This is a genomic window from Burkholderia sp. Bmkn7 (assembly GCF_041103175.1).
Lineage (GTDB): Bacteria > Pseudomonadota > Gammaproteobacteria > Burkholderiales > Burkholderiaceae > Burkholderia > Burkholderia cepacia.
This window is the reverse complement of record NZ_JBGCUH010000002.1, coordinates 2,228,230-2,253,377: the sequence shown is the minus strand read 5'-3', so window position 1 is coordinate 2,253,377 and position 25,148 is coordinate 2,228,230. Positions and strand designations below refer to the sequence as shown.

Genomic DNA, 25,148 nt, shown 5'->3' with positions numbered 1-25,148 from the left:
GTCAGGCGCAGAGACGTTGACGCGACGAAACTTGCTTGCAACTGGCTGGAAACAGGATTTACGAGGAGAAAGGGGCAATGTTGATCGGCATGCAGGAAGCGCGCAGAGATGCTTCATCCTTTGGGCGGCAATACTCACGCGTCCGAGGAAGCAGGAAACTCGGCTTTTCCATCCAGACGGTGCTGACGCTCGTCCTGGCGCTGGTTGCGCACTGCGCGTTTGCGTCGAGCAACGTGACCGACGACGAGCAGCAACAAGCTGCGTTGCGTACCCTGATGGGCACGGACCCGGCCCCGGCGGACAGTGTCAAGGGTGTCGCGCTGTCACCATGGGCGCATGGTCCATCGGCTTCCGGGCCGCTTTGGGTCGTGGCCGCATTGGTCCAGCGCCCGACCGAGACCGTCGACGCGGAGTTGTGGACAGGTGTGCTGACCCGCGACGGGCAAGGGTTCCGCCTGCTCGCGAGCGATCGGAGCGAGCGCGTCGATACGTCACCGATGTTATGGAGTCCATTCCTGGCCATGGACGTCATTCCCTACCGCATCAGCGCGCAGGAAACTGCCTTCGGCGTGCTCTTTGGCAATAACTACACGTCGACCGCACATAGCGATTCGACCGGGATACTGAACCTGTACCGTTATCGCGATGGTCGCGTGACGCCCGTCTTCTCCGCGCTTACCGACTGGTCGACCTATGACAAGGACGGGGCGGCGGAATGTGAGGAGAAGAATGACGGAAAACGCGGGAAGCCGGGCGATGCCCAGCAGGATTCCTGTGATGCGGAAAATACGACGGAGACGCATTACGTGCTGTCGTTCAGTCCTCACATGACGAACGGGCACTACGACCTCCTTGTGCGCCCCAAGGGAAAGGCCGGGGCGGGCAAGTCCGCGCGTTTTACCTGGAACGGGAATACGTATCAGCCGCGCCGGTTCACGGGTGACTGACGGGCAAGAACGGGGCGGCCTCGGTCAATTGCATCGGACAGGCGTCGGTCAGGCACGACGGCTTGAACGAGCTGCTTCCTTCGTTGGCAATTGATCGCCGTGTTGCCAGGACGTCGTGGCTATCCCGGGAATACATCGAGGATTCATGTGCGGGCAGGGCCGACGGCGATGTTCACAAGCATCACCATGGCTTGCGCCCTTCATTCGAGAGATCCTTTACAAACCATGCAGACGGAAATCGAAGCACCGGGCCCGGCCGGCCCGTTGAAAGGCACGCTGTTGTCCCCGGGTTCCGGCGATGCCCCGGTGGTGCTGATCGTGCCGGGCTCGGGCCCGACCGACAGGAACGGTAACGCGCCGAACGGGATTCAGCCGTCGACCTACCGATTGCTCGCGGAAGGATTGCGCGATGAAGGAATCGCGTCGGTTCGAATCGACAAGCGCGGCCTGTACGGCAGCGCGTCGGCGATACCGGATGCCGATGACGTCACGATCGACGAGTACGCGGCCGACGTCCGTTCGTGGCTCGCCGCCATTCGCGCGCGGACGGGAGCTTCCCGCGTGTGGCTGTTGGGGCATAGCGAGGGCGGATGGGTGGCGTTGTCGGCTGCCCGGCAAATGGACGACATCGACGGCCTGATCCTGGTATCGAAGGCAGGGCGCCCGCTAGGGCCCGTGTTGAGGCAACAACTGCAATCGAACCCGGCAAATGCGCCGATTCTTGCCAATGCAATGTCGATCCTCGAATCCCTGGAGGCAGGTGAACGGGTAGACGCGGCCAGGATCGACCCGGCACTCATGCCGTTGTTCAGGCCGCAAGTCCAGCGCTTCCTGATGAGCGAGTTGACCCTCGATCCGGCAGCGCTCGTGGCCGGTTACGTGAAGCCCGTGCTTATCGTGCAGGGGCGCGGGATATCCAGGTCACCGTACAGGACGCGGAACTTCTGAAGCACGCCAATCCGCGGGCCGAAATGGCGCTGATCGCCGACGCCAATCATGTGCTCAAGACGGTTCGCACGTCGGCGCTGCAGGAAAACCTCGCCGCTTATTCGAACCCGGATCTGCCGCTGGCGGATGGCGTGGTGGCGGCAATTTCGGCGTTCGTGCATGCGGCGACGGCGAGTCGGGGATAGTCGTGGTCGAATCCGGTTCGCTCGTCGCTGCCGGGCGGCAACGCGAATATCAGCAAGTGCCTCCGAACATTTCCCGACGAAATACTGGCATCAACATCCGTGAATGTCATTGTGTGCCGCGTCGCATAGAAACTGTCTCGATTCCTCCGTAATGAGAGAGTTGATGCTTGCCTGACCAACGCAATTCGCGGCGCTACCTTGCTGCGCAGGTCCGTCGAACGCACCGGCATAGACCATCCGGCTCACGATGGCGACGAGTTCATGCGTCTCGTTCTGAGCGCCATTGAGATGCCCGGAGAATATTGCGCCTCCTGAATCTCCAATGCAATTGGTGCCGACGCCCGCTGGCTGTAGATATATCCATCCGCCGCTGCCCGGATTCCGTGTCGACTCCGACAAGGAATTCCATCCCAACTGAGGGTTGTCGCCGGGAACATCGTTGATCGAACCGGTGAATCCATAACCTATGATCGAAATCGGTGTGTTGACCGGGGGTGACTTTCGAGTCAGCGACACGATGTGTTCAGTCGGCGCTCCGTCATAATCGACCGCCAGAATCGCCTGGTCCGCGACCGCATCGGGTGTAGCTTTCGCCGGCGTGGCGGCCCAACGTGGACTGACGAAGATCTGTGTGATGCCGCGCGCCTTTCGTCCCTTGATAGAGACCGTCGAACCGTCCAGCGCCGTCGTGGAGAACCCGTCCTTCCCGGTCTCGCCGTACTTGTAGAACCGGAGGCGATCGGGCGCAAGCTTCTGATTGTTGGCCTCATCCGTCACGCAATGCGCTGCGGTAATGATCCATTTGCGGGTCGCCAACGTTCCCGAGCATTGGTATTTTCCGTCCAGGCTGATCGCCACGACGTCATCGAAGCCCGAAAACTCGTAAGGCGTTGCCACGTGGCTGTTGGCTGGATGTATATCGTGTTTGCCGACAAGTGGCGGGACGTACTTCGGGTCTTTGCCGGTGTTCGGGCAAATCACCTGAATCTCCGGCCCCCCGAGGTGAAGGGCGGCCAGCGCCGGAATGCTGTACTGCTGCGTCATGCGACGCTTGAGATCCGGATCTACCTCGACGCTTGCCGCTGCAAGGGCCAACGTCGATCGTGAAGAGGCCAGGAGCGTGCCGCAATTACCCGCAGCGTTCGCCAACGTCAGCAGTGCGGCTCGGGTTTTGACTTCATCATCGAAGTCGAGCTTGACATCGCGTGGTATGGTGCCGTTCGCGATCTGTTCGACGTTGACTCGTGTCCGAAGAAACGCAGTCAACGTATTCATCACGGGAGCGGGCAGTGCGGCAGATGCGGGCAGTGCCGCGCCCGTTGCATCAGGTTTGCCGAGTGCTCTTGCGACAAGCGGTATGACGGCGTGCGTCACCCGCGCATTCTCATCCGCGGCCTGACCGTGCGCGTTCAGCGATACGGCCGCGAGCAGCGTTGCCGCTGTTGTCAATCTTCTGGGACGCGGCGCGCTTTCCGCCATCATTGACATTTCCCCACGACGGTTCCGTTTGCATCGCGGACAGCCTTTTGCGCGCTCAGGCACTCGGAGATGGCCTTGTTGTCATTGGTGACCTTCTTGGCCGCATCCTGCGCAGCGTTCGCCTCGGCGGCGGCTGCATCCGTGCGGGCTTTCGCGCGAGCATCACGGGCCTTCTGGAGCGCATCGAGATCGGTGTTGGCGGTGCTGGCAGCATCCGGTACGGTCGCGTTCGACTTCAGTCCAAGCTTGTTGATGGCGCCATCCGACGACAGTGCGATCGTCGCGGTTTGAGTCTCGAACATTCTGTTTCGGAGCGGGAGGATCACATAGGAGCCGAGTTGAGGCACCGTTTCTTCGCTCACGTGAAATACACCGTGGGTGCTGTACCCGGACGATTCGGAACCACCGGGCATGGGATTGGGGCAGGCCTCGTCGCATGCTTGCAGGAGGCCGTAGGCAGGCTCGCGAAGGATGATTCCTTGGGTGGACGCGCTATCGATGTTCACTTTTTTCTGCGCCACGACCGGGTCGATGCGAAGTTCGGTCCGCAGTGATTTGACGATCACGTCATCCTGTCCGGCCGGAATCTCGATCGTGTCCTCATTCTGGTCTCTATTATTCAGTGCCTTATAACCCCGTGGGGTAAGCCATCTATCCAGGATCCGCCTGGGGTAGAAGTGCCCGGAAATTTCGGGATGTTTAGGATCGGGCGTATCGCTCAGTTGAGGCCGCCACACGAACACCGTGCTGAAGGTCGTCGGGGAATTGCTGTCTTGCGCGCTGGCTGCCTGCGTTGCGGAAGCAGTATCGGTGGCACTGGCAGTTGCGGGTTTCGCGGCACCCTTGGTTTTTCCAGAGCCTTGAGCTTGCGATTTGGCTTGCGCGTTCAAAGCCTTGAGCACGTCGGCCTTGCACATGTCCTGGGTGGTCGGGGGCGCCCCGGCGTTGGTCAGCGTCACACCGCCAGCCAGCGATGCGACCCGTAGTGCGGTTCCAACCAAAGCTGTGATTGTGGGGCCGGTCTTGTCCGCGATCGTGGCATTTATCGACTTCAGCGTCGAATTGTCGAAATTCTCTACCGTCAGATCCGTATCTTTGAAGAAATTTCTGAGCGATGAATAGGGGATGTAGTAACGCTCCGAGGGATCGGGCTGTGTCTCGGATGTGATGGTGATTTGTTTATTTACCTGGATATGGAGCGACCCATTTTTCAGTAATTCACATTGAGTGATCGTGTACTTGGCCGAGACGATATATATTTTCTGCGGAAGGGAATAGGGGATGCCGTAAATCGGTGAGGAGTCGTCCGGACGTTTGACTGAATAAACGGAAGTGCAGGACGAAAGAACGAAGGGGACGCTCGAAACAAAAATGAGCCAGGCAGCAAGTTTCTTCGCCATTTTTGACTTCCCCCTTCTTTTTTGGTTTTCTTCAGGACGAAATGTCGTCCGACATTTGACTGATTGTTAAGGCCGGAGCGAGCAAAAAATGCCGATGTTGAGAGGGAGAATAGGAAACGATTCAGGCTTTGTCTAGAGGAATGGCGATGCGATATGCGTGCTGTCTGGATCGCACGTCTCGATTGTTCTCAGGACGACCTGATAACAAGGGTAAGCCGCGAAGCGAAACGTTGTCGGCGGGCATTCGCACGGGTGACGAAGCGCCTTGGCCGATCATCCCCGGTTCAGGATAACGGGGCTGGCATGTAATCGATATCGTATCGATTGGAACCGTATCCATCTCTGACGCTTCAGGGCGATCGCATAACGCGGGTATAGACATTGGACATTTGGGATCGAAGTAGGCCGGTGCCACGCAATTGCATGCCGCCGGCCCGCAAAGGGACACCACACCGAATTTCACCGAAATGGATCGCCCCCCACGCCCTCCCGAACTCACCCCCGCACTGCCTTCACCACATACTGGCTCGTCGGCACCACATCGATCTTGTCGAAGTCGATGAAGCGTCCACAGCTGTCCATCATCTCGGCCACATTGCGCTGGAACTTATCGTCATCGCCGACCGCATCGAAAAGCGCATGCGGATCGGTCATCGCCGCGGCGGGAAAGCACTCCTCGACGATCGCGTCATAACCGGGCGCCGCATGCGTGAGCGCGCGCACGACGACGTTCTGCACGTACAGGAAATTGTCCTGCGTATCGATCGCGACGCGCGTGTGATGTCCGTGCCACACGTCGAGCCATGCTTCGTGCGTGAGGCGCGGCGGCCGCTTCAGGAACGCGAGCTGCGAGAAGCCCGTGGTGCGCTCGCCCGGCCGTGCAGGAAAGCGCGTATTCGGAATCGGTTGCGACTCCGTGACGAGATACGCAGCCATGTGCGGGACGACCGCACGCACCGCGTCGTCGAACGGCTGGCGGAACATCGCGTTCGCGCTATCGACCCACACCGCGACGATCCCGTCGATGCCCGGGTGCGTGTTGGTCTGCTTCAGGCCGGCGGCCGGCGCGACGTCCGCATCCGCGACGTTCACCTGCACGCCGTGCGCACCGAGCGACAGCAGCTTGTCGGCGAGTGGCGCGCGCACCGAGCGGCTCCACTGATCGGGCGCAGCCTGTGCGTCGCGCCACAACACGTAAATGACTTTCTCCATTGCTCCGGCTCCAGAGGGTAATGACGGGATCGGCGGCGTTGCCGCCGCGGTTCAGGAAGCGATTTCAGGCGATCCGGCCGACGGGTGTGCGTCCGGCGCGAACCGGTTCGCGGTCAGCGTGAACGACGGCGGAATCGGCGACGTGACGGTTTCGAACAGGCGTTCGTGGCGCGTCGCGTGAATGCGCCACGCGCCATCGCGTTTCACGTACTGGTCGTCGTAGAACGCAGTGCCGTGCAGCAGGTAGTTGTCCTCGAGATTGATCGCGTGGTCCTCGAGAAACCACACGCCGCATGCATGATCGGCCGAGACCAGCGTGAGCTCGGGGTGATGGCCGTGATGCATCGTCAGGAAGGTCGGCTTGCCGATCAGCTCGCGCAGGCTCGACACGAACGCGTCGCGGCCGTCGTACACGTAGCGGCCGCCGTACAGGCGGGCCTCGCAGTCTTCGGTCAGGCAATCCGCGAGCAGCGCCCAGTCGTGCGTGTCGACCGCGCGGAAATACCGGTACTTCAACTGTCGGATCTGCTCGTATTCATGGAGCGTGCGGGTCGTGTCGTCCATCGCCGGGTCTCGTGGTGGTGTCGTTCGATGGTAGGAACGAAGCCGCCTGCATCACATCGTCTGTTCGGACGAACGCGCCGTCCGCGTGCGCGCCGCGCTGCGAGGACGAATCGCGGGTTTCATCCGAACGGGTGATGGCCGACGCATCGCGCGGCGGTAACGTGGCATCGACGCGGCCATCGAACCGCGCCGGCACCGAACAAGGAGACAGGATGACCCTCATCGAATCGCTGGAAGCGCGTGTGCGCCGGCTCGAGGATGCCGACGCGATCCGCCGGCTGAAGGCGCGCTACTTCACGTGCTGCGACCGCAAGGATCCGCAAGGGATGCGCGACTGCTTCGCGCCCGGACACGTGCACATCGACTACGGCCGCATCGGCACGTTCGACACGCGCGACGCGCTCGTCGACGTATTCGCGCAACTCGGCTGCCATCCGCACATCGTCGAGATGCATCACGGCGTGAATCCCGAGATCGACGTGCTCGACGACGTGCATGCGCGCGGCACGTGGGGCCTGCACTACCAGATGATCGACACGAACGCGCGAACGCTCACGCAGCTCGGCGCGTACTACGACGACGAATACCGGAAGGTCGACGGCGAATGGAAGATCGCGGGCACGCGCTGCGTCGTCACGTCGACGCTGTCGGCCCGTTACGAAGGCGATGCGCCGGGCGTGCTGTTCGCCGGTGCGCAGCCGCCGGCCGCCTGACGCACGCCAGCGCCATGCACATGACGCACATTCCACAGGAGACATCGAACATGACACAGAACCACGATGCGCCGGTCGCCGTCGTGACGGGCGCATCGCGCGGCGCGGGCAAGGGTATCGCGCGCGCGCTCGGTGCGGCCGGCATGACCGTCTACGTCACGGGCCGCTCGCAGAACGAAGGCGATGCGCCGCTGCCCGGCACGATCCACGAGACCGCACGCGAGATCGATGCGCTCGGCGGCCGCGGGATCGCGGTGGCGTGCGACCACGCGGACGACGCGCAGGTGAAGGCGCTGTTCGAGCGCGTCGAACGTGAAAGCGGGCGGCTCGACATTCTCGTCAACAACGCGACCTACCTGCACGATCAACTGATCCAGCCGGGCCCGTTCTGGGAGAAGTCGCTCGACCTCGTCAACATCCTCGATGTCGGCCTGCGCTCGGCCTATGTCGCGAGCTGGCACGCGGCGGCGCTGATGGTGAAGCGTCGCAGCGGCCTGATCGCGTTCACGTCGTCGTTCGGCGCGAGCTGTTACATGCACGGGGCGGCCTACGGCGCGCAGAAATCCGGTGTCGACAAGTTCGCGAAGGACATGGCCGTCGACCTGAAGCCGTTCGACGTCGCGGCCGTGTCGATCTGGATGGGCCCGCTGCGCACCGAGCGCACGACGCGCGTGTGGGAAGAACACCCGGATCTGTACAAGGAATTCTCGCTCGTCGCGGAAAGTCCGGAATTCACGGGCCGCGTGATTCACGCGATTCACGGCGATCCGCAGCGCATGGCGTTGTCGGGGCAGGTGCTCGTCGGCGCGGAAGCCGCGTTGCAATACGGCATCGCCGATCTCGACGGCAAGCAGCCGCCGTCGTACCGCGAACTGCTCGGCGGGCCTGTGCAGGCCCATCCGGCGATCGTCGCCTGAGGAGCGCACATGGGCATCCTGAAAGGCAAGGTCGCGCTCGTGACGGGTGCGGGGCAGGGCGTCGGCCAGGGCGTCGCGCAGGCGCTCGCGTCGGAAGGCGCGCACGTTGCGGTGGTCGGTCGTACCCGCGACAAGCTGCTCGCGACCTGCGAGGCGATTCGCGCGCGTGGCGGCGTGGCCGAGCCGTTCGTGTGCGACGTGATGAACGCCGCGCAGATCGTGACGTGCGTCGACAGCGTCGTTGCGCGCTTCGGCGGCGTGCAGATCCTGATCAACAACGCGCAGGTCGTGCCGCTCGGCCGCCTGCTCGACGTCACCGATGCGGATTTCCTCGCGGGGCTCGAGTCGGGGCCGATCGCGACGCTGCGCATGATGCGCGCGTGCCATCCGCATCTGAAGGGCGACGGCGTGATCGTCAATTTCGCTTCGTCGGCCGCGGTGCGCTGGGATGCGTCCGGCTACGGCGCGTACGCGGCGACCAAGGAGGCGATTCGTGCGCTGACGCGCGCGGCTGCCTGCGAGTGGGGCGTGGACGGGATCCGCGTGAACGCGGTCGCACCGCATGCGTTGTCGCCGGGCCTGAAAGGCTGGGTCGACGCGAACCCGCAGGAAGCCGCCGCGTTTTTCCGCACGATTCCGCTCGGCCGCGTGGGCGACTGCGAGCAGGACATCGGGCGCGCGATCGTGTTTCTGGCGAGCCGCGACGCGGCGTACCTGACGGGCGCGACGCTGCCGCTCGACGGCGGGCAGGCGTACTGGGGCTGACGACGCGGGCCGACGGCACAGGCGCGCGGCACCGGCCGCGTGCCGATCATGATCCGGCACGCGCGTGCACGCCTGCGCGCGGCGGCCGGCAAACCGGAATCGAAGAGAGGACGACATGGGTCGACTGGAAGGAAAGGTAGCGATCGTCACGGGCGGTGCGCGTGGCATGGGCGCGGCGACGTGCCGGCTGTTCGTCGCGGAGGGCGCGCGCGTCGTGATCGGCGACGTGCTCGATGCGGAAGGCGAAGCGCTCGCGCGCGAGCTCGGCGACGCGGCGCGCTTCATGCGGCTCGACGTCGCCGACGAAGCGAGCTGGGTGCGCGTGACCGAAGCGACGGTCGAGCAGTTCGGCCGTATCGACGTGCTGGTCAACAATGCGGCCGTGCTGACATTCGGCGGCATCACCGAGCTGTCGAAACGCGATTTCGAGCGTGCGGTGTCGATCAACCTCGTCGGCACGTTCGTCGGGATCCGGACGATCGCGCCGCGCATGATCGCGCAGAAAAGCGGGTCAATCGTCAACATCTCGTCGGTGGACGGGCTGCGCGGCGTGAACGCACTGGCCGCGTACGTGTCGAGCAAGTGGGGCGTGCGCGGGCTGACGAAGGTCGCGGCGCTCGAACTCGGCCATCATGGCGTGCGCGTGAATTCGATCCATCCGGGCGGGGTGAACACCGCGATGTCGAACCCGACCGGCGCGCCGCTCGAGGAAATCAACAAGCACTATGCGAACGTACCGCTGCAACGCGTCGGCCTGCCCGATGAAATCGCGCGCGCGACGCTGTTCCTCGCGAGCGACGAAGCGTCGTACTGCAACGGCGCGGAACTGGCCGTCGACGGCGGGATGGCGGCAGGCGCGTATTACCCCGGATTGCCGGGCGCGCCGTTTTGAGCAGGTGGGCCTGCCGCACGTTCTCGTCGGATGTTTGTGTACGCAACCTAATTCAGGGTTTGCCTGACTAGCGAAAACGTGAATTCGCACGGCCCGCGCGCTCGCTGGCCAAACGCGGGCGCGGCGGGCCGGATTTGCCGCTTCCGCGAAACCCTTGTTGGACGGCCGTCCTGGCCGTTTCACCGCCGAAACGCGCGCAATGGCGTTGTAAAAATAATTCACAGGCAACCGGCGTGCCGGATCGCCGACATAGTTGTTTCTTGTTGCAACGCAACGTTTGCCGAATAACGGCGATGGTATGCTGGTCGCCATGGAGTTGTACGGCAGGTTGCTTGCATGGCGAAACTCGCGTTCGCACCTTCTAACGAGACGTCACCTTCTCTCGCACGCATCGCGGCATCGACACGCGCTCCGCTCGCGTGTCCCGTCCTGCGCGCCGCCGCACCCTGCGCTCCAATCGCATCCCCCATCTCGCGGGCTCGCCCCGCATCCCCCATCCTCGCCCAATAATCTGGAGACACCCTCATGTCGCAAAACAATCTGGCCGAAGCAACACACGGCCCGCTGATCGCTCCGCCGGCTTTCGTCAAACATCGCAAGCTGATCGACTGGGTGTCGCGCATCGCGGCGCTCACGGAGCCCGAGCGTGTCGTGTGGTGTGACGGTTCGCAGGAAGAATACGACGCGCTGTGCCAGGCGATGGTCGACCAGGGCACGCTCAAGCGGCTGAACCCGGCGAAGCGCCCGAACTCGTATCTCGCGCAATCCGATCCGTCCGACGTCGCGCGCGTCGAGGATCGCACGTTCATCTGCGCGGCATCGCGCGACGACGTCGGCCCGACCAACAACTGGATCGCGCCCGCCGAAATGCGCGAGACGCTCAACGGCCTGTTCCGCGGCTCGATGCGCGGCCGCACGCTGTACGTCGTGCCGTTCTCGATGGGCCCGCTCGGCTCGCCGATCGCGCACGTCGGCGTCGAGCTGTCCGACAGCCCGTACGTCGCCGTGAACATGCGGATCATGACGCGCATGGGCCGCGAGGTGTATGACGTGCTGGGCGAGGACGGCGATTTCGTGCCGTGCGTGCACAGCGTCGGCCATCCGCTCGAAGCCGGCCAGCAGGACGTGCCGTGGCCGTGCAACCCGGTCAAGTACATCGTGCACTTTCCCGAGACGCGCGAGATCTGGAGTTTCGGTTCGGGCTACGGCGGCAACGCGCTGCTCGGCAAGAAGTGTTTCGCGCTGCGTATCGCATCGACGATGGGGCGTGACCAGGGCTGGCTCGCCGAACACATGCTGATCCTCGGCGTGACGTCGCCGGCCGGCAAGAAGTATCACGTCGCAGCCGCATTCCCGTCCGCGTGCGGCAAGACGAACTTCGCGATGCTGATTCCGCCGCAGGGCTTCGATGGCTGGAAGGTCACGACGATCGGCGACGACATCGCGTGGCTGAAGCCGGGCCGCGACGGCCGACTGTATGCGATCAACCCGGAAGCCGGCTTCTTCGGTGTCGCGCCGGGCACGGGCGTGAAGACCAACCCGAACGCAATCTCGACGCTCACGAAAAACGTGATCTTCACGAACGTCGCGCTGACGGAAGACGGCGACGTGTGGTGGGAAGGGCTGACCGACACGCCGCCCGCGAAACTGACCGACTGGCAGGGCAACCCGTGGACGCCGGAGATCGGCAAGGAGACGGGCCGCAAGGCGGCGCATCCGAATTCGCGCTTCACGGCGCCGGCCGCGCAGTGCCCGTCGATCGACGACGACTGGGAGAACCCAGCCGGCGTGCCGATCGACGCGTTCATCTTCGGTGGCCGCCGTTCGACGACCGTGCCGCTGGTGACCGAGGCGCGCGACTGGGTCGAAGGCGTGTACATGGCCGCGACGATGGGCTCGGAGACGACCGCCGCGGCGGTCGGCCAGCAGGGCATCGTGCGCCGCGATCCGTTTGCGATGCTGCCGTTCTGTGGTTACAACGTCAGCGATTATTTCGCGCACTGGCTGAAGCTCGGCAAGCAGCTCGAAGGCGCCGGCGCGAAACTGCCGAAGATCTACTGCGTGAACTGGTTCCGCAAGGATGCGAACGGCAAGTTCGTGTGGCCGGGCTTCGGCGAGAACATGCGCGTGCTGAAGTGGATGCTCGACCGTCTCGAAGGCACGGGCGGCGGCGGTGAGCATGCGTTCGGCGTGTCGCCGGCGTATGAGGACCTGCACTGGGACGGCCTCGATTTCACGCGCGAGCAGTTCGACGCGGTGACGTCGATGAACGCCGACGAATGGCGTGAGGAGCTGAAACTGCATGCGGCGCTGTTCGACATGCTGAAGCTGCGCCTGCCGGCTGAAATGACCGACACGATGAAGAAGATCGAGCAGCGTATCGGCGCCTGACGGCCCGCATCGACGTTGTCGCTCCGACGTCCCGCCGCCGGCATTCGTTGCCGGCGGCGGGACGTTTTTGCATCCGCGCCGCACACGCGCCGTTTGCCTACTGCGCGCGGCAATGCGCAACGACTTCATCGACCGCACGCTGCACATCGCCGCGCCGGTAGCGCAGCAGCGCGCTGTCGGCGGGATCGGGCTCGTACGACACGACGTTGCCGCGCCCCGTGTAGATCGCGATGTCGGGCAACAGCGGATGCTCCTGGTCGAGCGACGGGACGTCCCGCGGATTGCCCGCCGCGCGGAAGAAGGCCGCGAAGTAGTCGGCGAAGCTGAGGTTCTCGTCGCCGACGAGGTAGGCCTTGCCTGCTTCGCCGCGCTGCAGCGCGCCCCAGATCGCTTCCGACAGCGATTGCGTCGAGATGAAGTTGCTGCCGCCGGCCGGCCCGAACACGGGCAGCCCCGCGAACTGGCCTTGCGCATAGCCCGTGTAGGCAGCGAACATCTCGTTGCGCAGCCCCGGCACCGACCCGACGACGAACGGCGCGTTGACGCTGCAGACGGCGAACGACTGCGTCGCGAGCGCGCGGACACGTTCGTCGGCGAGATGGCGCGAGCGCACGTACGGTACCGTGTCGACGAGCGCCGGCGCGACCTGCGGATAGAAGCTGCCGACCAGCACCGCGCGCTTCACGCCCGCGTCGCGCGCGAGCGCGAAAAAGCGTGGCACCGCGTCGACGTTCGCGCGCTCCCAGTGCGCGGCTTCGTCGGTGCCGGGCGGCAGGTGGCGGATATCGTTGCCGGCCGCGAACACCACCGCGTCGAACGGCGCGAGATCGTCGCGCGTGAAGTTGCCGGCCACGTAGTCGCGCAGCAGTACATCGAACTGCGCGAGTGCGCTGCCGGGGGCGGGTGGCTTGCGTGCGGCGAGTGTCACGTGGTTGCCCTGCGCGTGCAGGTGCAGCGCGGCATGGCCGCCGATGAGGCCGGTGCCGCCGACGATCAGGATCTTCATGGTGTCTCCGGTAGCGGCGCTTTCGTGCCGCGTGAAATGAACAGGCGGGCGGTGCCGCTCAGAAATTGAAGCCGTTGCCCGTGACGACGGGCATGTTGGTCCAGAAGCCGTTCGGGTCGCGATACCAGCCGGCCGCCGCGAGCGCGCCGCCGTCGACATGCAGCGTCGTGCCGGTGACCCACGCGGCGAGCGGGCTCGCGAGGAACAACGCGGCACCCGCGATATCGCCGGCCGCGCCGAAGCGCCCGAGCGGGATCCAGCGCGGGATGTGCTCGCGATGCTCGGCCGCGACCATCGCGCTGATGGGCACCTGCGGCGTCTCGGTGGTTTCGGGGGCGATCTGGTTCACGCGAATGCCCGCCGGCCCGAGTTTGAGCGCGAGGCTTTTCGTGAAGCCGGTCAGCGCGGCCTTGAACGACGCGTACACGGTGCAGTTCGGAATGGCGCGAAAGCCTTCGATCGACGACACGCCGACGATGCTGCCGCCCGCGCCGCGCTTGCGCAGCAACGGCAGCATCGCGCGCGTGACGACGAACACCTGGCGCAGGTTCGCGTCGAACAGCCGTGCGATGTCGTCGTCGGTGCAGTCGTCGAACGGTTTCGCGATCTGCAGGAAGTCGCCCACATTGTTGACGAGCACGTCGAGGCCGCCGAAGCGCGCGTCGACGGTTCGTGCGAACGCATCGACCTGCTCGCGGCGCGTGACGTCGACGGTGCCGACGAGCGCGTCGACGCCCGCCGCCTCGAGCGCCTGGCGCACGTCCTGCGCGCGGGCCGGGTCGATCTCGGCTACCGCGACGCGCGCGCCGGCCGCGCCGAACGCTTCCGCACACGCGCGGCCGATGCCCGCGCCGCCGCCGGTGACCAGCACGGTCTTGCCGTTGAACGAAATCATCGATGAACTCCTTTGAACGGGAGGGCAGTGCGTCGCGTCACAGCGACGACACCAGTTGCGCGTTGTCGATCCGCAGCTCCGCACCGTTCACGAAACGCGATTCGTCGGACGCGAGGAACAGCACGAGATTCGCGACGTCCCGCGGGTCGCACATGCGTGCCATCGGATCGCTGCCGATGCCGAGCGCGGCCGGGTCGAGATCGGGCATCAGCGCCTGCGTCATCGGCGTCCAGATCCCGTCCGGATGGATCGAGTTGCAGCGGATGCGGTAACCGCTGCGCTTGCAGTGCACGGCGACGCTGCGCGAGAGCGCCGTCACCGCGCCTTTCGACCCGGTGTATGCGCACATCATCGGCAGCCCGCCGAGCGCGGCGACCGACGACATCATCACGATCGAGCCCGGCGTGTCGTTGCCCTTCATCGCGCCGATCGCATATTTGCAGCCGAGGAAATAGCCGTCGGCGTTGGTGCGCATCACGCGGCGCCACGTGTCGAGGCTCGTGTCCTCGATCGAGCCGACCGGGCAGATCGCCGCGTTGTTGACGAGCACGTCGAGGCGGCCGAAGCGGTCGAGCGTCGATGCGATCGCCTGTCGCCAGCCGTCCTCGTCGGCGATGTCGTGGCGGACGAACAGTGCGGCGTCGCCGATCTCGCGTGCGAGCGCGCGGCCTGCATCCTCGTCGATGTCGGTCAGCACGACACGCGCGCCTTCGGCGGCGAGCAGCAGCGCATCCGCGCGGCCGACGCCGCTTGCCGCACCGGTGACCAGCGCGACCTTGTTTGCGACTCGATTCATGGTCGGTCGTTTTCCCTTGACGTTGAAAGAAGGCGGCCGCTCATGCGGCGCCCGGTGCGCGGCCGGCCTTGATCGCGTCGAGCGCGGCCGTGCCGTAGATCTGCGCGATCGTGTCGTCGACGCGCGGGTTGGTGCGCAGTTCGTGGCCGCCGTCGACCGCGAAACTCTGGCCGGTCACCCAGCTCGACTCGGGGCCCGCGAGATAGCGCACCGCATGCGCGATCGCTTCCGGTTCGCCGAGCGTGCCGAGCGGGATCTGCTCGAGAAAGCTGTCGACGAGCGCGCGGTTGTCGAACATCGGCGCCGTTGCTTCGGAGCGCGTGAGGCCAGGGCGCACCGCGTTCACGCGGATCTTCGCGCCGGCCAGTTCCTCGGCCGCGCCGCGCACGAGCGCTTCGAGCGCAGCTTTCGCGGTGCAGTACGCGGACAGCCAGCGAAAATTGATCCGCGCGGCCGTCGACGAGATGCAGACGATCGCGCCGCCGCCGCTGTCGGCGAGCCGCGGCGCGGCGTGACGGATCGCGGCGAACGCGCTGTGCAGGTTCAGGTCGATTTCGGCGCGGAAGGTGTCGGCGTCGTGCAGCAGCAGCGGCCGGAAACCCGCACCGCCAACCGTCGGCACGACGATGTCGAGGCGACGGTCGAGCGCCCACGCGCAGTCGAGCGCGGCCTGCAGGTCGCCTTCGTCGCAGGCGTCGCCCGCGTGGATCGCGACGCGGCTGCCGGGCACCGCGTCGGTCAGTTGCCGTTGCGTGCGTTCGAGCGCGTCGCGGCGGCGGCCCATCAGCACGACGGCCGCGCCGTCGGCGACGAGCGCGTGCGCGCAGGCCGCGCCGATGCCGCCGGCGCCGCCCGTGACGAGTGCGGTGCGGCCGTCGAGGGGAGCAGCGGTGCGCATCGTTCAGCCCTCCAGCGGCAGGTCTTGCGACCAGTCGACGTGCAGCGTGCGCGCGGCGAAACGCCACGTGCCGCCGTCGAACACGCAGCGGTCGCGATAGCGCAGCCCCCAGTCGAGCTTGCGCTTCACGCCGTCGCGCACGTAGACGTGGCAGGCGACGCCATAGGTCTCGACGTCGGCCGCGCCGCCGTCGAGCGTCACGAGCTGGTTGTGCACGTGATGCTGGGTCGCTTCGTAGCGCTCGATCACGCGCATGCCCGTCACGATCGCGTCGCGGTCGTCGAAGCGGAAGCCGGGGCCGGCGAGCTGTGCATCGGGCGTGAAGAGGGCGGTGAGTCGCGGCCAGTCGCGCCGGTCGACGGCTTGCGCGTAGCGGCACGCCAGTTCGTACAGCGCGTGGCGGGGATTCGAATCGGTCATGCAGGGCTCCCGTGGAAGAACGGAAAGAGTCGGCCGCGCCGCGAGTGCGGACGCGGCGGCATTGCGACGTCGAGGCGAAGGTTCGCATCGGACTGGTGGCGGCTCATCATCCATACGGAGCAGGGCGAGGGTCGGGGAAAACACCGGGGCCGGGCGCCGCGTGCCGCACGATCGCGCAAGGTTGGTGCGGCGCAGCGACCGGCGTGCGACAGGCGTCTGACGATTGGCGCGGCCGGCCGCGACTGGCGCGCAACGCGCCGCGTCTCCTCCGCGTGTGCGAAGCCGTCGCGCACGATGCTGCGATGCGACACGCCGTGCGCCCGCCGCTCAGCGTTTGCCCCTAGTCGAAATGGACGATGGCCGGCGGCCGGGCGCTGGCTACCGTGCAGTCATCCGGTGCCGCATGCGATGCACGCCGGACACGAACCGCACCAGCGGACAACCGGAGGGGACGACGATCATGAGACTGACGACTCGCAAGCTATGCGTACTGGCGATGGGCACGTTCGCTGCCATGGCGATGGCGCGATACGGCGCCGATCAGGTTCCGTCGCCGCCGTATGCGGCCGGCATCCTGCAATGCCGCTCGGTCGACGCGAACGGGCTGCCGGCCGGCTGCGTGCCGATCGATCCGTCGCACTTCGGTTTCGCCGCGCTGCGCGGCATGTGACGTCCGCGCGGCTGCGCACAGCGCAGGCCGGCAGCCGTGGCGGCGCGATGGCGTACCAACGCCCTTCGCCACGGCCACGTCGTAATCATCGCGCGGGCCGATCCCGTTTGATGCGGGTCGCGGCTTCAACCGGGCACGGGACGCGTGCGTCGTGCACGCGCACCGTCGCACGCCCGATCCGGCATTCAGGCATTGCGGCGGCAACGTCGGCAACGGGCCGCCTGTCGGCCCTCACCGCGTCCACCGCTTTCCATCGCTTCCCTCAGGTTTCCTACACGCTGACCCATTCCTCATGTCATCCGACTATTCCCTGACTCACCCCCTGAACATTCGCGACGTGCATCGCTGGGATGCCGAACACGATGTCGTGATCGTCGGCTTCGGCGCGGCCGGCGCCTGTGCGGCGATCGAAGCCGCGCGCGCCGGCGCCGACACGCTGATCGTCGAGCGCGCGTCGAGCTACGGCGGCACGAGCGCGCTGTCGGGCGGCGAGATCTACCTCGGCGGCAGCGGCGGCACGCCCGCACAGCGGCAGGCCGGCTTTACCGACGACACCGAGGATCTGTACCGCTACCTGATGCTGGCCGGCGGGCGCGACGCCGACGAGGCAAAGGTGCGGCTCTACGCGAACGAAAGCCTGGCGCACCACGACTGGCTCGTCGCGCAGGGCCTCACGTACAAGAACACGTTCATTGCCGAGCGGATCGTCGAACCGGAGACCGACGATTGCCTGATCTGGTCGGGCAGCGAGGAAGCCTGGCCGTTCAGCGAGGCCGCGAAGCCGTGCCCGCGCGGGCACACGCCGCAATGGCCGGGCTGGGGCGGCGGGCAGATGCTGATGCGCGTGCTGGCCGAACGCGTGGCGGCGCTCGGCGTCGCGACGCGTTACGACACGCGCGCGCTCGCATTGATCGTCGACGACGACGGCGCGGTGCGCGGCGTCGTGCTGCGCGCGTATGGCGAGACGGCATGCGTGCGTGCGCGTCGTGCGGTGATCCTGTGCGCGGGCGGTTTCGCGATGAATCGCGACATGGTGCGCCGGCATGCGCCGCAGTTCCTGCGCTCGGATGAACCGATCGGCAGCCCCGGCGACGACGGCTCGGGCATCCTGCTCGGCCAGAGCGCGGGCGGCGCGGCGATCCACATGGACCAGGGTTTCGTCAGCCTGCCGTTTTACGCGCCCGAATCGCTGATCCGGGGAATCTTCGTGAACGCGCGCGGCCAGCGCTTCATCAACGAGGACGGTTATCACGGCCGCACGGGCCATCACGCGTTCCACCAGGCCGGCGACCGCATCTACCTGCTCGTCGACCAGGCGACGTACCGCGAGCCGCCCGCGATTGCGCGGATCGGCATCGCAGCGGCCGGCGAAACGTGGGAGGAAGTCGAACGCGACCTGCAGATGCCGGCGGGCACGCTGACGGCGACTGTCGACGTCTACAACCGCCATGCTGCCGAAGGCGCCGATCCGCTGTTCCACAAGGCCGGGAAATGGCTGCAGCCGTTGATCGAGCCGCCGTTCGTCGCGCTCGATTGCCGGATCGACTACGCGTTCTATCCGCACTTCACGCTCGGCGGGCTCGACACGCTGCCGACCGGGCAGGTGGTCGACGCGGCGCGCGCGCCGGTGGCGGGGCTCTATGCGGCCGGCCGCACGACCTGCGGGCTGCCGCGCTGGGGCGCCGGGTACAGCTCGGGGTTGTCGCTGGCCGACGCGACGTTCTTCGGCCGGCAGGCCGGCCGTCACGCCGCGCAGGCGGGGTGCGACGCGCTGCGCAACGCCGCGTAGCGTTGGCAGGGTGCAAATGAACGACGCCCCGGGCAATCGTCTTGCCCGGGGCGTCGTCGTTTCGGGCACCCAAGTGCCCAGGTGCTTGAGCGGTTCAGCGGCTCAGCCGCCAAGCCGCCAACCAGGCCAACCCGCCGTCAGCCGAGGTCGAGCGCGTTCGTGAGGTCGCCCGGCGGCGTCGCGCCGCGCGCGGCGAACGCCTTGTTGCGCGCGACCACGCCGTCGAGCGGCGCGAGCCCGTGCACGCGGCTGATGAAGCGCAGGATCGAGTTCGTGTCGTACAGCGTGTGATCGACGAAACCCTTCTTCGCGAACGGCGAGATCACGAGCGCCGGAATCCGTGAACCGGGGCCCCAGCGGTCGCCCACCGGCGGCGCGACGTGATCCCACCAGCCGCCGTTCTCGTCGTGCGTCATCACGATCACGGTGTTGTCCCATTGCGGCCCGCGCCGGATATGGTCGATCACCGTCGCGATGTGACGGTCGCCGGATTCGATGTCCGCGTAGCCCGCATGCATGTTCAGGTTGCCCTGCGGCTTGTAGAACGTGACGGCCGGCAGTCGGCCCGCGTCGATGTCGGCGATGAAGTGGTTGGTCGACGGCTCGTCGCCGAGCCCGGCGTCGCGCAGGTGCTTGCTGCGCGCCTCGGTGCCGGGCGCGTAGTTCGCGAAATAGTTGAACGGCTGGTGGTGGTACTGGAAATCGGGCACGGTGCCCGTGTCGCGATGCTCGAGCGCGTACTGCCATGCGCCGCTGTACCACGCCCAGTCGATGTTCTTCTCCGACAGGCGGTCGCCGATCGTCGCATAACCCTGCGGCGGCATCACGCGATGGTCGGCCGGGTCCGCGTACGCGGCATTGCCCGGGTCCGGCGGCGGCACGTAGCTCGGCTGATACGGCGGCGCCATCGTGTTCACGCCATAACCGTCCGGCGTCAGCGGGCCGTCGCCCGCGAACTTCGGCGGGCCGTCGAGCGCGGACGCGGGCGAATCGTCGGCGAGCTTCAGGCGCGTACCGGCCGGATCGTCGCCTTCGACCTTCGACAGCAGTTTCGCCGCATGCGGATGCTTGTGCGCGTCCGGATACAGCGGCGGCTGCGCGGAGATCAGGAACATGTGGTTCATCCACGAACCGCCGAAGGCCGCCATGAAGAAGTTGTCGCACAGCGTGTATTGCCGCGCGAGGTTCCACAGCCGCAGCGTGTCGGCCGAATTGCGGTAATGGCCCATCACGAGGCCGCCCGAATCGGCCCACGCGGCGAACTGGTTGTTGCGGCCGCCCGCGATCTGCATCTGGTTCTGGTAGAAGCGGTGCCACAGGTCGCGCGTGATCACGCCGTTCGGCAGCGGCTTGCCCTGCGCGTCCGTGATCCGGAACGGCGCGTTCGGCAGCTTGTCGATGTCGCGCTCGGCGATCGCGTAGCGCTTGCCGTCCACCTCCTGCGCCTGCGGCACGAGCCCGCCCCAGATCTTCGGCAGCACGGGCAACGGCGTCTTGCCGTCGCGATCGAACTGCTGCGCGTGCTCGGGCCGCACCTCGCTCAGCGGATGGCTTACGCCCGGGAAATCGCCGTACAGGTTCGCGAAGCTGCGGTTTTCCGCGTAGATCACGACGATGTGCCGCACACGCTGGCGCAACGCTTCGTCGACGCGCAGGTCGGCGGCGGAACGCGGCGCGCCGGTGGTTTCGCAGCCGCTGAGCGCGACACCCGCACCGAGCGCGGCAAGGCCGCCGAGCACGCGGCGGCGGTCGGGATCGGCGGGAAGGTCGTCGGGGCGATCGGGGGTGTCGTTCACGGCGTGGGTTCCTCGAATGGGCGGGTGGACGGGGCGTGATGCACGGCGGTGCCGCACAGGCTGCCGTGCCGAACGATGGAAGGCAACGGCCCGTATGGCGTATCGGCGCGTGCGATGCATCTGTCACAAAAATGTCACGAACGCGACTATAACGCGGCAACGGGGGCGGATGAAAGGTGTTTGTCGGACGATTCCCGTCGCGCCGCGAGCGATGCGCGACGCACTCGCGCGAACTAGACTTGAATCAGGGGCGGCGCGTCGCGGCGTGTCGCCCGGGCGAGGATTGCCCGGCGATGCCGGCCGACGGCGTTGTCGCGGCATCGTTGATGCGCAGGAGCGAGGCGAGATGGCACGCATGACTACCGCTGCCGCATGGCCGCCGACGCCGCGCGCGGGCTGCGCGCGCAGCCACGCACGTCCGCCGTGCCGCGGCAGCGCAGCGTAGCGTCGCGCGCACGTCCGGCCGGATGCCATGGACAGGAAATTCGACTATCCGGGATTGCTGATCGCGGCGGGCTTCTTCGTGCTGTTCGCCGCGCAGTTGCTGATGCTGCGTCCGTCGTCGGCGTCGATCGCGTACAGCGATTTCCACCGGCTCGTCGCCGCACGGCTCGTCGACGATCTCGAAGTCGGCCCCGCGTCGATCTCGGGCACGCTGAAGATGCCGCAGGCCGGCGCGATGCTGCCGGCGTCCGACGCCTCGGCCGTGCAGCAGGCCGGCGCGCCGTGGCGGTTCACGACCAACCGCGTGAGCGACGAACACCTGACCGACACGCTGACCGCGGCCGGCATCCGCTATCACGGCACGCCCGACACGAGCTGGATGGCATCGCTTGCCTCGTGGCTGCTGCCGCTCGTGCTGTTCGTGTTCATCTGGAACATGATGCTGCGCAAGCGCGGCGGGCTGCAGGATTTCACCGGGATGGGCAAGAGCCGCGCGCGCGTGTACGTGCAGCAGGAAACCGGCATCACGTTCGACGATATCGCGGGCATCGACGAAGCCAAGGCCGAGCTTCAGCAGCTCGTCGCGTTCCTGCGCAACCCCGACCGCTACCAGCGGCTCGGCGGCAAGATCCCGAAGGGCGTGCTCGTCGTCGGCGCGCCGGGCACCGGCAAGACGCTGCTCGCGCGCGCGGTGGCCGGCGAGGCGGCCGTGCCGTTCTTCTCGATCAGCGGCTCGGCGTTCGTCGAGATGTTCGTCGGCGTCGGCGCGGCGCGCGTGCGCGACCTGTTCGAGCAGGCGCAGCAGAAGGCGCCGTGCATCGTGTTCGTCGACGAGCTCGACGCGCTCGGCAAGGTGCGCGGCGTCGGCCCGATGTCGGGCAACGACGAACGCGAGCAGACGCTCAACCAGTTGCTCGTCGAGATGGACGGCTTCCAGGCCGGCTCCGGCGTGATCATCATGGCCGCGACGAACCGGCCGGAGATACTCGATCCCGCGCTGCTGCGGCCGGGCCGCTTCGATCGCCACATCGCGATCGACCGGCCCGACGTGAACGGCCGCCGGCAGATTCTCGGCGTGCATGTGAAGCGCGTGAAGCTCGCGGCCGACGTCGATCTCGGCGAGCTGGCATCGCGCACGCCGGGCTTCGTCGGCGCCGATCTCGCGAACGTCGTCAACGAGGCCGCGCTGCATGCGGCCGAACTCGGCAAGCCGGCGATCGGGATGGCCGACTTCGACGAGGCGATCGATCGCGCGCTGACGGGCCTCGAACGCAAGAGCCGCGTGATGAGCGCGCAGGAGAAGCTGACCATCGCGTATCACGAGGCCGGCCATGCGCTCGTCGCGGAAAGCCGCGCGCATTGCGACCCGGTGAAGAAGGTGTCGATCATTCCGCGCGGCGTGGCGGCGCTCGGTTATACGCAGCAGGTGCCGACCGAGGATCGCTACGTGTTGCGCCGGAGCGAACTGCTCGACCGGATCGATGCGTTGCTCGGCGGGCGCGTTGCCGAGGAGCTCGTGTTCGGCGACGTGTCGACGGGCGCGCAGAACGATCTCGAACGCGCGACCGCGATGGCGCGCCACATGGTCATGCAGTACGGGATGAGCGAGAAGATCGGGCTCGCGACGTTCGACGACGGCGATGTGCGCCAGGGCATGCCCGGCGCGTGGCATGCGGGCGACGGGCGCTGCAGCGAGCACACCGCGCGGATGATCGACGACGAGGTGCGCACGCTGCTCGCCGATGCGCATGCGCGGGTCGCGATGACGCTCGGCGAGCGCCGCGATGCGCTCGAACGCATCGCGCGACGGCTGCTGCAATCCGAGGTGCTCGAGCGCGAAGCGCTGCAGGCGCTGATCGACGGGCGCGTCGAACCGTCGTCCGCGACGCCGGCGGCACCGGCACCGGACGACGAAGCCGGCGCACGCGGCGGTGCGATCGAAACGGAGCACGCGTCCGCGGTCGAGCGCGATTTCGTCGCATACGGGCCGCCACGCGAACCCGAGCGCTGAAGGTGCCGCGAACCTGCGGGCGGCGCGCATCGATGCGACTGCGTGCCGGCATTCCTTTCCCAGTTGATCCGCGCGGAGTTGCCATGAGCGAGGCGCACATATCGGTCGATGTCGCGCAGCAGGCGCGCTTCTGTTTCGAAGTGGTGTTTGCCGGCACGACGCTGTCGCCGGTGCTCACCGACGAACCGCCGCCGCTCGGCGAAGGACGCGGACCGAACCCGATCCGGTTGCTGGCCGCGGCGGTCGCGACCTGTCTCGCGGCGAGCCTGCTGTTCGCGCTGGAAAAGCAGCATGTCGATCCGCAGCCGATTGCCGCGCACATCGATGTCGACATGGTGCGGAACGAAGCGGGCAGGGTGCGCGTGGGCGCGATGTCGGTACGGCTGTCGATCGGCAGGACATGGGCCGATCTCGCGGCGGCGACGCGCGTGCTCGATCAGTTCGATGCGTACTGCGTGCTGACGGATAGCCTGCGAGAAGGCATACCGGTGTCGGTCGACCTGTGCGATGCGAGCGGCGCGGCGCTCGAATTCGCGGCGACGGACGCGTGAGCGCGCGTCAGGATTCGGCCGCGGCCGCGACTTCGGCCGCTTCGGCGAGCGCGTCGAGAAAGCGCGTGCGCCACCAGTGCACGTCGGTCTTGCGCACGATCGCCATCAGCGCCGCATGACGCTGGCGGCGTTCCTCGAGCGGCATCGCGAGCGCACGCTGGATCGCCTGCGCGGTGCCTTGCGTGTCGTACGGGTTGACGAGCAGCGCGGACTTCAGCTGCTCGGCCGCGCCGGCAAAACGCGACAGCACGAGCACGCCCGGATCGGCCGCGTCCTGCGCGGCGAGAAATTCTTTCGCGACGAGGTTCATCCCGTCGCGCAGCGGCGTGACGAGCGCGACGCGGCTCGCGCGATAGAGGCCCGGCAGGCGCTTGCGCGCGACGGTGCGGTGAATGTAGCGCATCGGCATCCATTCGAGCTCGCCGTAGTCGCCGTTGATCGCGCCGCACAGGCTGTCCATCTCGCGCCGCAGGTCGTCGTATGCGCCGAGATCCTCGCGGCTCGGCGCGGCGATCTGGATCAGCGTCGCACGGTCGCGGTTCTCCGGATACTGTTCGAGCAACTCGCGGAACGCATGCACGCGCTGTGGCAGCCCTTTCGTGTAATCGAGCCGGTCGACCCCGACCAGCAACTGGCGGCGCGAGTATTCGTCGCGCATGCGTTCGAACATGTCGAGGCCGTCGCGGTCGCGCGCGAGCGACTCGAACTCGTCGACGTTGATGCCGATCGGGAACGCGCCGGCCGACAGCGTGCGGCCGAATGCACGCAGCCGGCCGTCCGGCAGCCGCGCGGCGCCGGCTTCCGCTTCGACGTAATGCTCGAAGTGGAGCAGATCCGACTCGGTCTGGAAGCCGACGAGATCGTAGGCGAACAGCGAGCGCATCAGCCATTCGTGTTCCGGGATCGCAGCCATGATCGGCGGCGGCGGCATCGGGATGTGCAGGAAGAAACCGATCGGATTCGTACAGCCCATCGCGCGCAGCTCGGCGGCGAGCGGAATCAGCTGGTAGTCGTGGACCCAGATGGTGTCGTCGGGACGCAGCAGCGTGCGCAGCTTGCGCGCGAACAACTGGTTCACGCGCCGGTAGCCGTCGGCGAAGCGGCGGTCGAACTGCGCGAGATCGAGCCGGTAGTGAAACACCGGCCACAGCACGTTGTTCGAATAACCGAGGTAGTAGGCGTCGTAGTCCTGCGGGTCGAGATCGATCGTCGCGAGCTGGATGCCGCCGACGTTCTGGATCTGCACGTCGTCGCCATGCGCGGGCTGGTCGTCGCTGCCGCGCAGCTTTCCGCTCCAGCCGAACCAGACGCCGCCGGATTCCTGCAGGCTGTCTTTCACGGCAACGGCGAGCCCGCCGGCTGCGGCTTTACGGGGATCTGCAATGCGATTGGATACGACGACGAGTCGGCTCACCAGCTCTCCTGACGATTGTTGGGGGAAGGTTCGTGCGGCCGTGGC

The 25,148-nt window shown here is 66.6% G+C and carries 23 protein-coding genes; 12 read left to right on the top strand and 11 right to left on the bottom strand.

Annotated elements, in window-relative coordinates; translation table 11 throughout:
* Nucleotides 1–35 precede the first annotated feature (35 nt).
* The 3 genes from AB3K92_RS15955 (at nucleotide 36) to AB3K92_RS15945 (ending at nucleotide 2,080) form a co-directional block, all read left to right on the top strand.
* Nucleotides 36–947: a hypothetical protein gene (locus AB3K92_RS15955; RefSeq protein WP_369465405.1), complete on the top strand. Its 912-nt coding sequence runs from the start codon at nucleotides 36–38 to the stop codon at nucleotides 945–947.
* A 168-nt stretch (nucleotides 948–1,115) separates the two neighbouring features.
* Nucleotides 1,116–1,895 (top strand): alpha/beta hydrolase, encoded by a 780-nt coding sequence (locus AB3K92_RS15950; RefSeq protein ID WP_369465404.1) that lies wholly within the window; start codon nucleotides 1,116–1,118, stop codon nucleotides 1,893–1,895.
* 23 nt (nucleotides 1,896–1,918) lie between these two features.
* On the top strand, nucleotides 1,919–2,080 hold the full coding sequence (locus AB3K92_RS15945) for a hypothetical protein (protein WP_369465403.1): 162 nt from the start codon (nucleotides 1,919–1,921) through the stop codon (nucleotides 2,078–2,080).
* Nucleotides 2,081–2,170: 90 nt separating this feature from the next.
* Here the strand turns inward: AB3K92_RS15945 and AB3K92_RS15940 are convergent, their stop codons facing one another.
* From AB3K92_RS15940 to AB3K92_RS15925, 4 genes are all read right to left on the bottom strand, one after another.
* On the bottom strand, nucleotides 2,171–3,562 hold the full coding sequence (locus tag AB3K92_RS15940) for a trypsin-like serine protease (RefSeq protein ID WP_162175301.1): 1,392 nt from the start codon (nucleotides 3,560–3,562) through the stop codon (nucleotides 2,171–2,173).
* Nucleotides 3,559–4,959, bottom strand: a complete 1,401-nt coding sequence (locus AB3K92_RS15935) for a hypothetical protein (protein ID WP_021162158.1) — start codon at nucleotides 4,957–4,959, stop codon at nucleotides 3,559–3,561. Before AB3K92_RS15935 ends, AB3K92_RS15940 begins: the two co-directional genes overlap by 4 nt.
* Before the next feature lie 495 nt (nucleotides 4,960–5,454).
* Complete coding sequence (locus AB3K92_RS15930; RefSeq protein ID WP_369465402.1) at nucleotides 5,455–6,171, bottom strand: EthD domain-containing protein; 717 nt, start codon at nucleotides 6,169–6,171, stop codon at nucleotides 5,455–5,457.
* A gap of 51 nt (nucleotides 6,172–6,222) precedes the next feature.
* Entirely contained in the window at nucleotides 6,223–6,735 is a 513-nt protein-coding gene (locus tag AB3K92_RS15925) for a nuclear transport factor 2 family protein (RefSeq protein ID WP_021162156.1), read from the bottom strand.
* Nucleotides 6,736–6,947: 212 nt separating this feature from the next.
* Here AB3K92_RS15925 and AB3K92_RS15920 point away from each other — a divergent pair, with 212 nt between their 5' ends.
* From AB3K92_RS15920 to AB3K92_RS15900, 5 genes are all read left to right on the top strand, one after another.
* Complete coding sequence (locus AB3K92_RS15920) at nucleotides 6,948–7,448, top strand: nuclear transport factor 2 family protein (protein WP_060226122.1); 501 nt, start codon at nucleotides 6,948–6,950, stop codon at nucleotides 7,446–7,448.
* A gap of 50 nt (nucleotides 7,449–7,498) precedes the next feature.
* Entirely contained in the window at nucleotides 7,499–8,365 is an 867-nt protein-coding gene (locus tag AB3K92_RS15915; RefSeq protein ID WP_060052600.1) for an SDR family NAD(P)-dependent oxidoreductase, read from the top strand.
* A gap of 9 nt (nucleotides 8,366–8,374) precedes the next feature.
* Nucleotides 8,375–9,130, top strand: a complete 756-nt coding sequence (locus AB3K92_RS15910) for an SDR family NAD(P)-dependent oxidoreductase (protein WP_059650614.1) — start codon at nucleotides 8,375–8,377, stop codon at nucleotides 9,128–9,130.
* A gap of 115 nt (nucleotides 9,131–9,245) precedes the next feature.
* On the top strand, nucleotides 9,246–10,022 hold the full coding sequence (locus tag AB3K92_RS15905; protein WP_369465401.1) for a glucose 1-dehydrogenase: 777 nt from the start codon (nucleotides 9,246–9,248) through the stop codon (nucleotides 10,020–10,022).
* 525 nt (nucleotides 10,023–10,547) lie between these two features.
* Nucleotides 10,548–12,413 (top strand): phosphoenolpyruvate carboxykinase (GTP), encoded by a 1,866-nt coding sequence (locus AB3K92_RS15900; protein ID WP_059588836.1) that lies wholly within the window; start codon nucleotides 10,548–10,550, stop codon nucleotides 12,411–12,413.
* 97 nt (nucleotides 12,414–12,510) lie between these two features.
* On the opposite strand, the gene AB3K92_RS15895 is transcribed toward AB3K92_RS15900, so the two are convergent.
* Genes AB3K92_RS15895 through AB3K92_RS15875 form a run of 5 tightly spaced genes read right to left on the bottom strand, consistent with a single transcriptional unit; the run spans nucleotide 12,511 to nucleotide 16,428 of the window.
* Nucleotides 12,511–13,419: an NAD(P)-dependent oxidoreductase gene (locus AB3K92_RS15895; protein ID WP_059492192.1), complete on the bottom strand. Its 909-nt coding sequence runs from the start codon at nucleotides 13,417–13,419 to the stop codon at nucleotides 12,511–12,513.
* A gap of 58 nt (nucleotides 13,420–13,477) precedes the next feature.
* Nucleotides 13,478–14,398 (bottom strand): SDR family NAD(P)-dependent oxidoreductase, encoded by a 921-nt coding sequence (locus AB3K92_RS15890; protein WP_369465400.1) that lies wholly within the window; start codon nucleotides 14,396–14,398, stop codon nucleotides 13,478–13,480.
* Nucleotides 14,352–15,110 (bottom strand): SDR family oxidoreductase, encoded by a 759-nt coding sequence (locus AB3K92_RS15885; RefSeq protein WP_369465399.1) that lies wholly within the window; start codon nucleotides 15,108–15,110, stop codon nucleotides 14,352–14,354. Before AB3K92_RS15885 ends, AB3K92_RS15890 begins: the two co-directional genes overlap by 47 nt.
* A 40-nt stretch (nucleotides 15,111–15,150) precedes the next feature.
* Nucleotides 15,151–16,008 carry an SDR family NAD(P)-dependent oxidoreductase gene (locus AB3K92_RS15880; RefSeq protein ID WP_369465398.1) on the bottom strand — a complete coding sequence of 286 codons (858 nt, stop codon included), beginning with the start codon at nucleotides 16,006–16,008 and terminating at the stop codon, nucleotides 15,151–15,153.
* A gap of 3 nt (nucleotides 16,009–16,011) precedes the next feature.
* Nucleotides 16,012–16,428, bottom strand: coding sequence for a nuclear transport factor 2 family protein (locus AB3K92_RS15875; protein ID WP_059552194.1), 417 nt, complete (start codon nucleotides 16,426–16,428; stop codon nucleotides 16,012–16,014).
* 460 nt (nucleotides 16,429–16,888) lie between these two features.
* Between AB3K92_RS15875 and AB3K92_RS15870 the strand changes: the two genes are divergently transcribed.
* Both AB3K92_RS15870 and AB3K92_RS15865 read left to right on the top strand, forming a co-directional pair.
* Complete coding sequence (locus AB3K92_RS15870; RefSeq protein WP_027791660.1) at nucleotides 16,889–17,098, top strand: hypothetical protein; 210 nt, start codon at nucleotides 16,889–16,891, stop codon at nucleotides 17,096–17,098.
* A gap of 292 nt (nucleotides 17,099–17,390) precedes the next feature.
* The gene (locus AB3K92_RS15865) at nucleotides 17,391–18,887 is read left to right on the top strand and encodes an FAD-dependent oxidoreductase (RefSeq protein WP_059552196.1); all 1,497 of its coding nucleotides are present in this window, start codon (nucleotides 17,391–17,393) and stop codon (nucleotides 18,885–18,887) included.
* 137 nt (nucleotides 18,888–19,024) lie between these two features.
* On the opposite strand, the gene AB3K92_RS15860 is transcribed toward AB3K92_RS15865, so the two are convergent.
* Complete coding sequence (locus tag AB3K92_RS15860; RefSeq protein ID WP_369465397.1) at nucleotides 19,025–20,683, bottom strand: acid phosphatase; 1,659 nt, start codon at nucleotides 20,681–20,683, stop codon at nucleotides 19,025–19,027.
* 472 nt (nucleotides 20,684–21,155) lie between these two features.
* Between AB3K92_RS15860 and ftsH the strand changes: the two genes are divergently transcribed.
* Nucleotides 21,156–23,138: an ATP-dependent zinc metalloprotease FtsH gene (ftsH, locus tag AB3K92_RS15855; RefSeq protein ID WP_369465396.1), complete on the top strand. Its 1,983-nt coding sequence runs from the start codon at nucleotides 21,156–21,158 to the stop codon at nucleotides 23,136–23,138.
* Nucleotides 23,139–23,221: 83 nt separating this feature from the next.
* Nucleotides 23,222–23,689, top strand: a complete 468-nt coding sequence (locus tag AB3K92_RS15850) for an OsmC family protein (protein WP_048024606.1) — start codon at nucleotides 23,222–23,224, stop codon at nucleotides 23,687–23,689.
* 7 nt (nucleotides 23,690–23,696) lie between these two features.
* On the opposite strand, the gene otsA is transcribed toward AB3K92_RS15850, so the two are convergent.
* Nucleotides 23,697–25,103 (bottom strand): alpha,alpha-trehalose-phosphate synthase (UDP-forming), encoded by a 1,407-nt coding sequence (gene otsA / locus AB3K92_RS15845; RefSeq protein WP_021162139.1) that lies wholly within the window; start codon nucleotides 25,101–25,103, stop codon nucleotides 23,697–23,699.
* Nucleotides 25,104–25,148 lie beyond the last annotated feature (45 nt).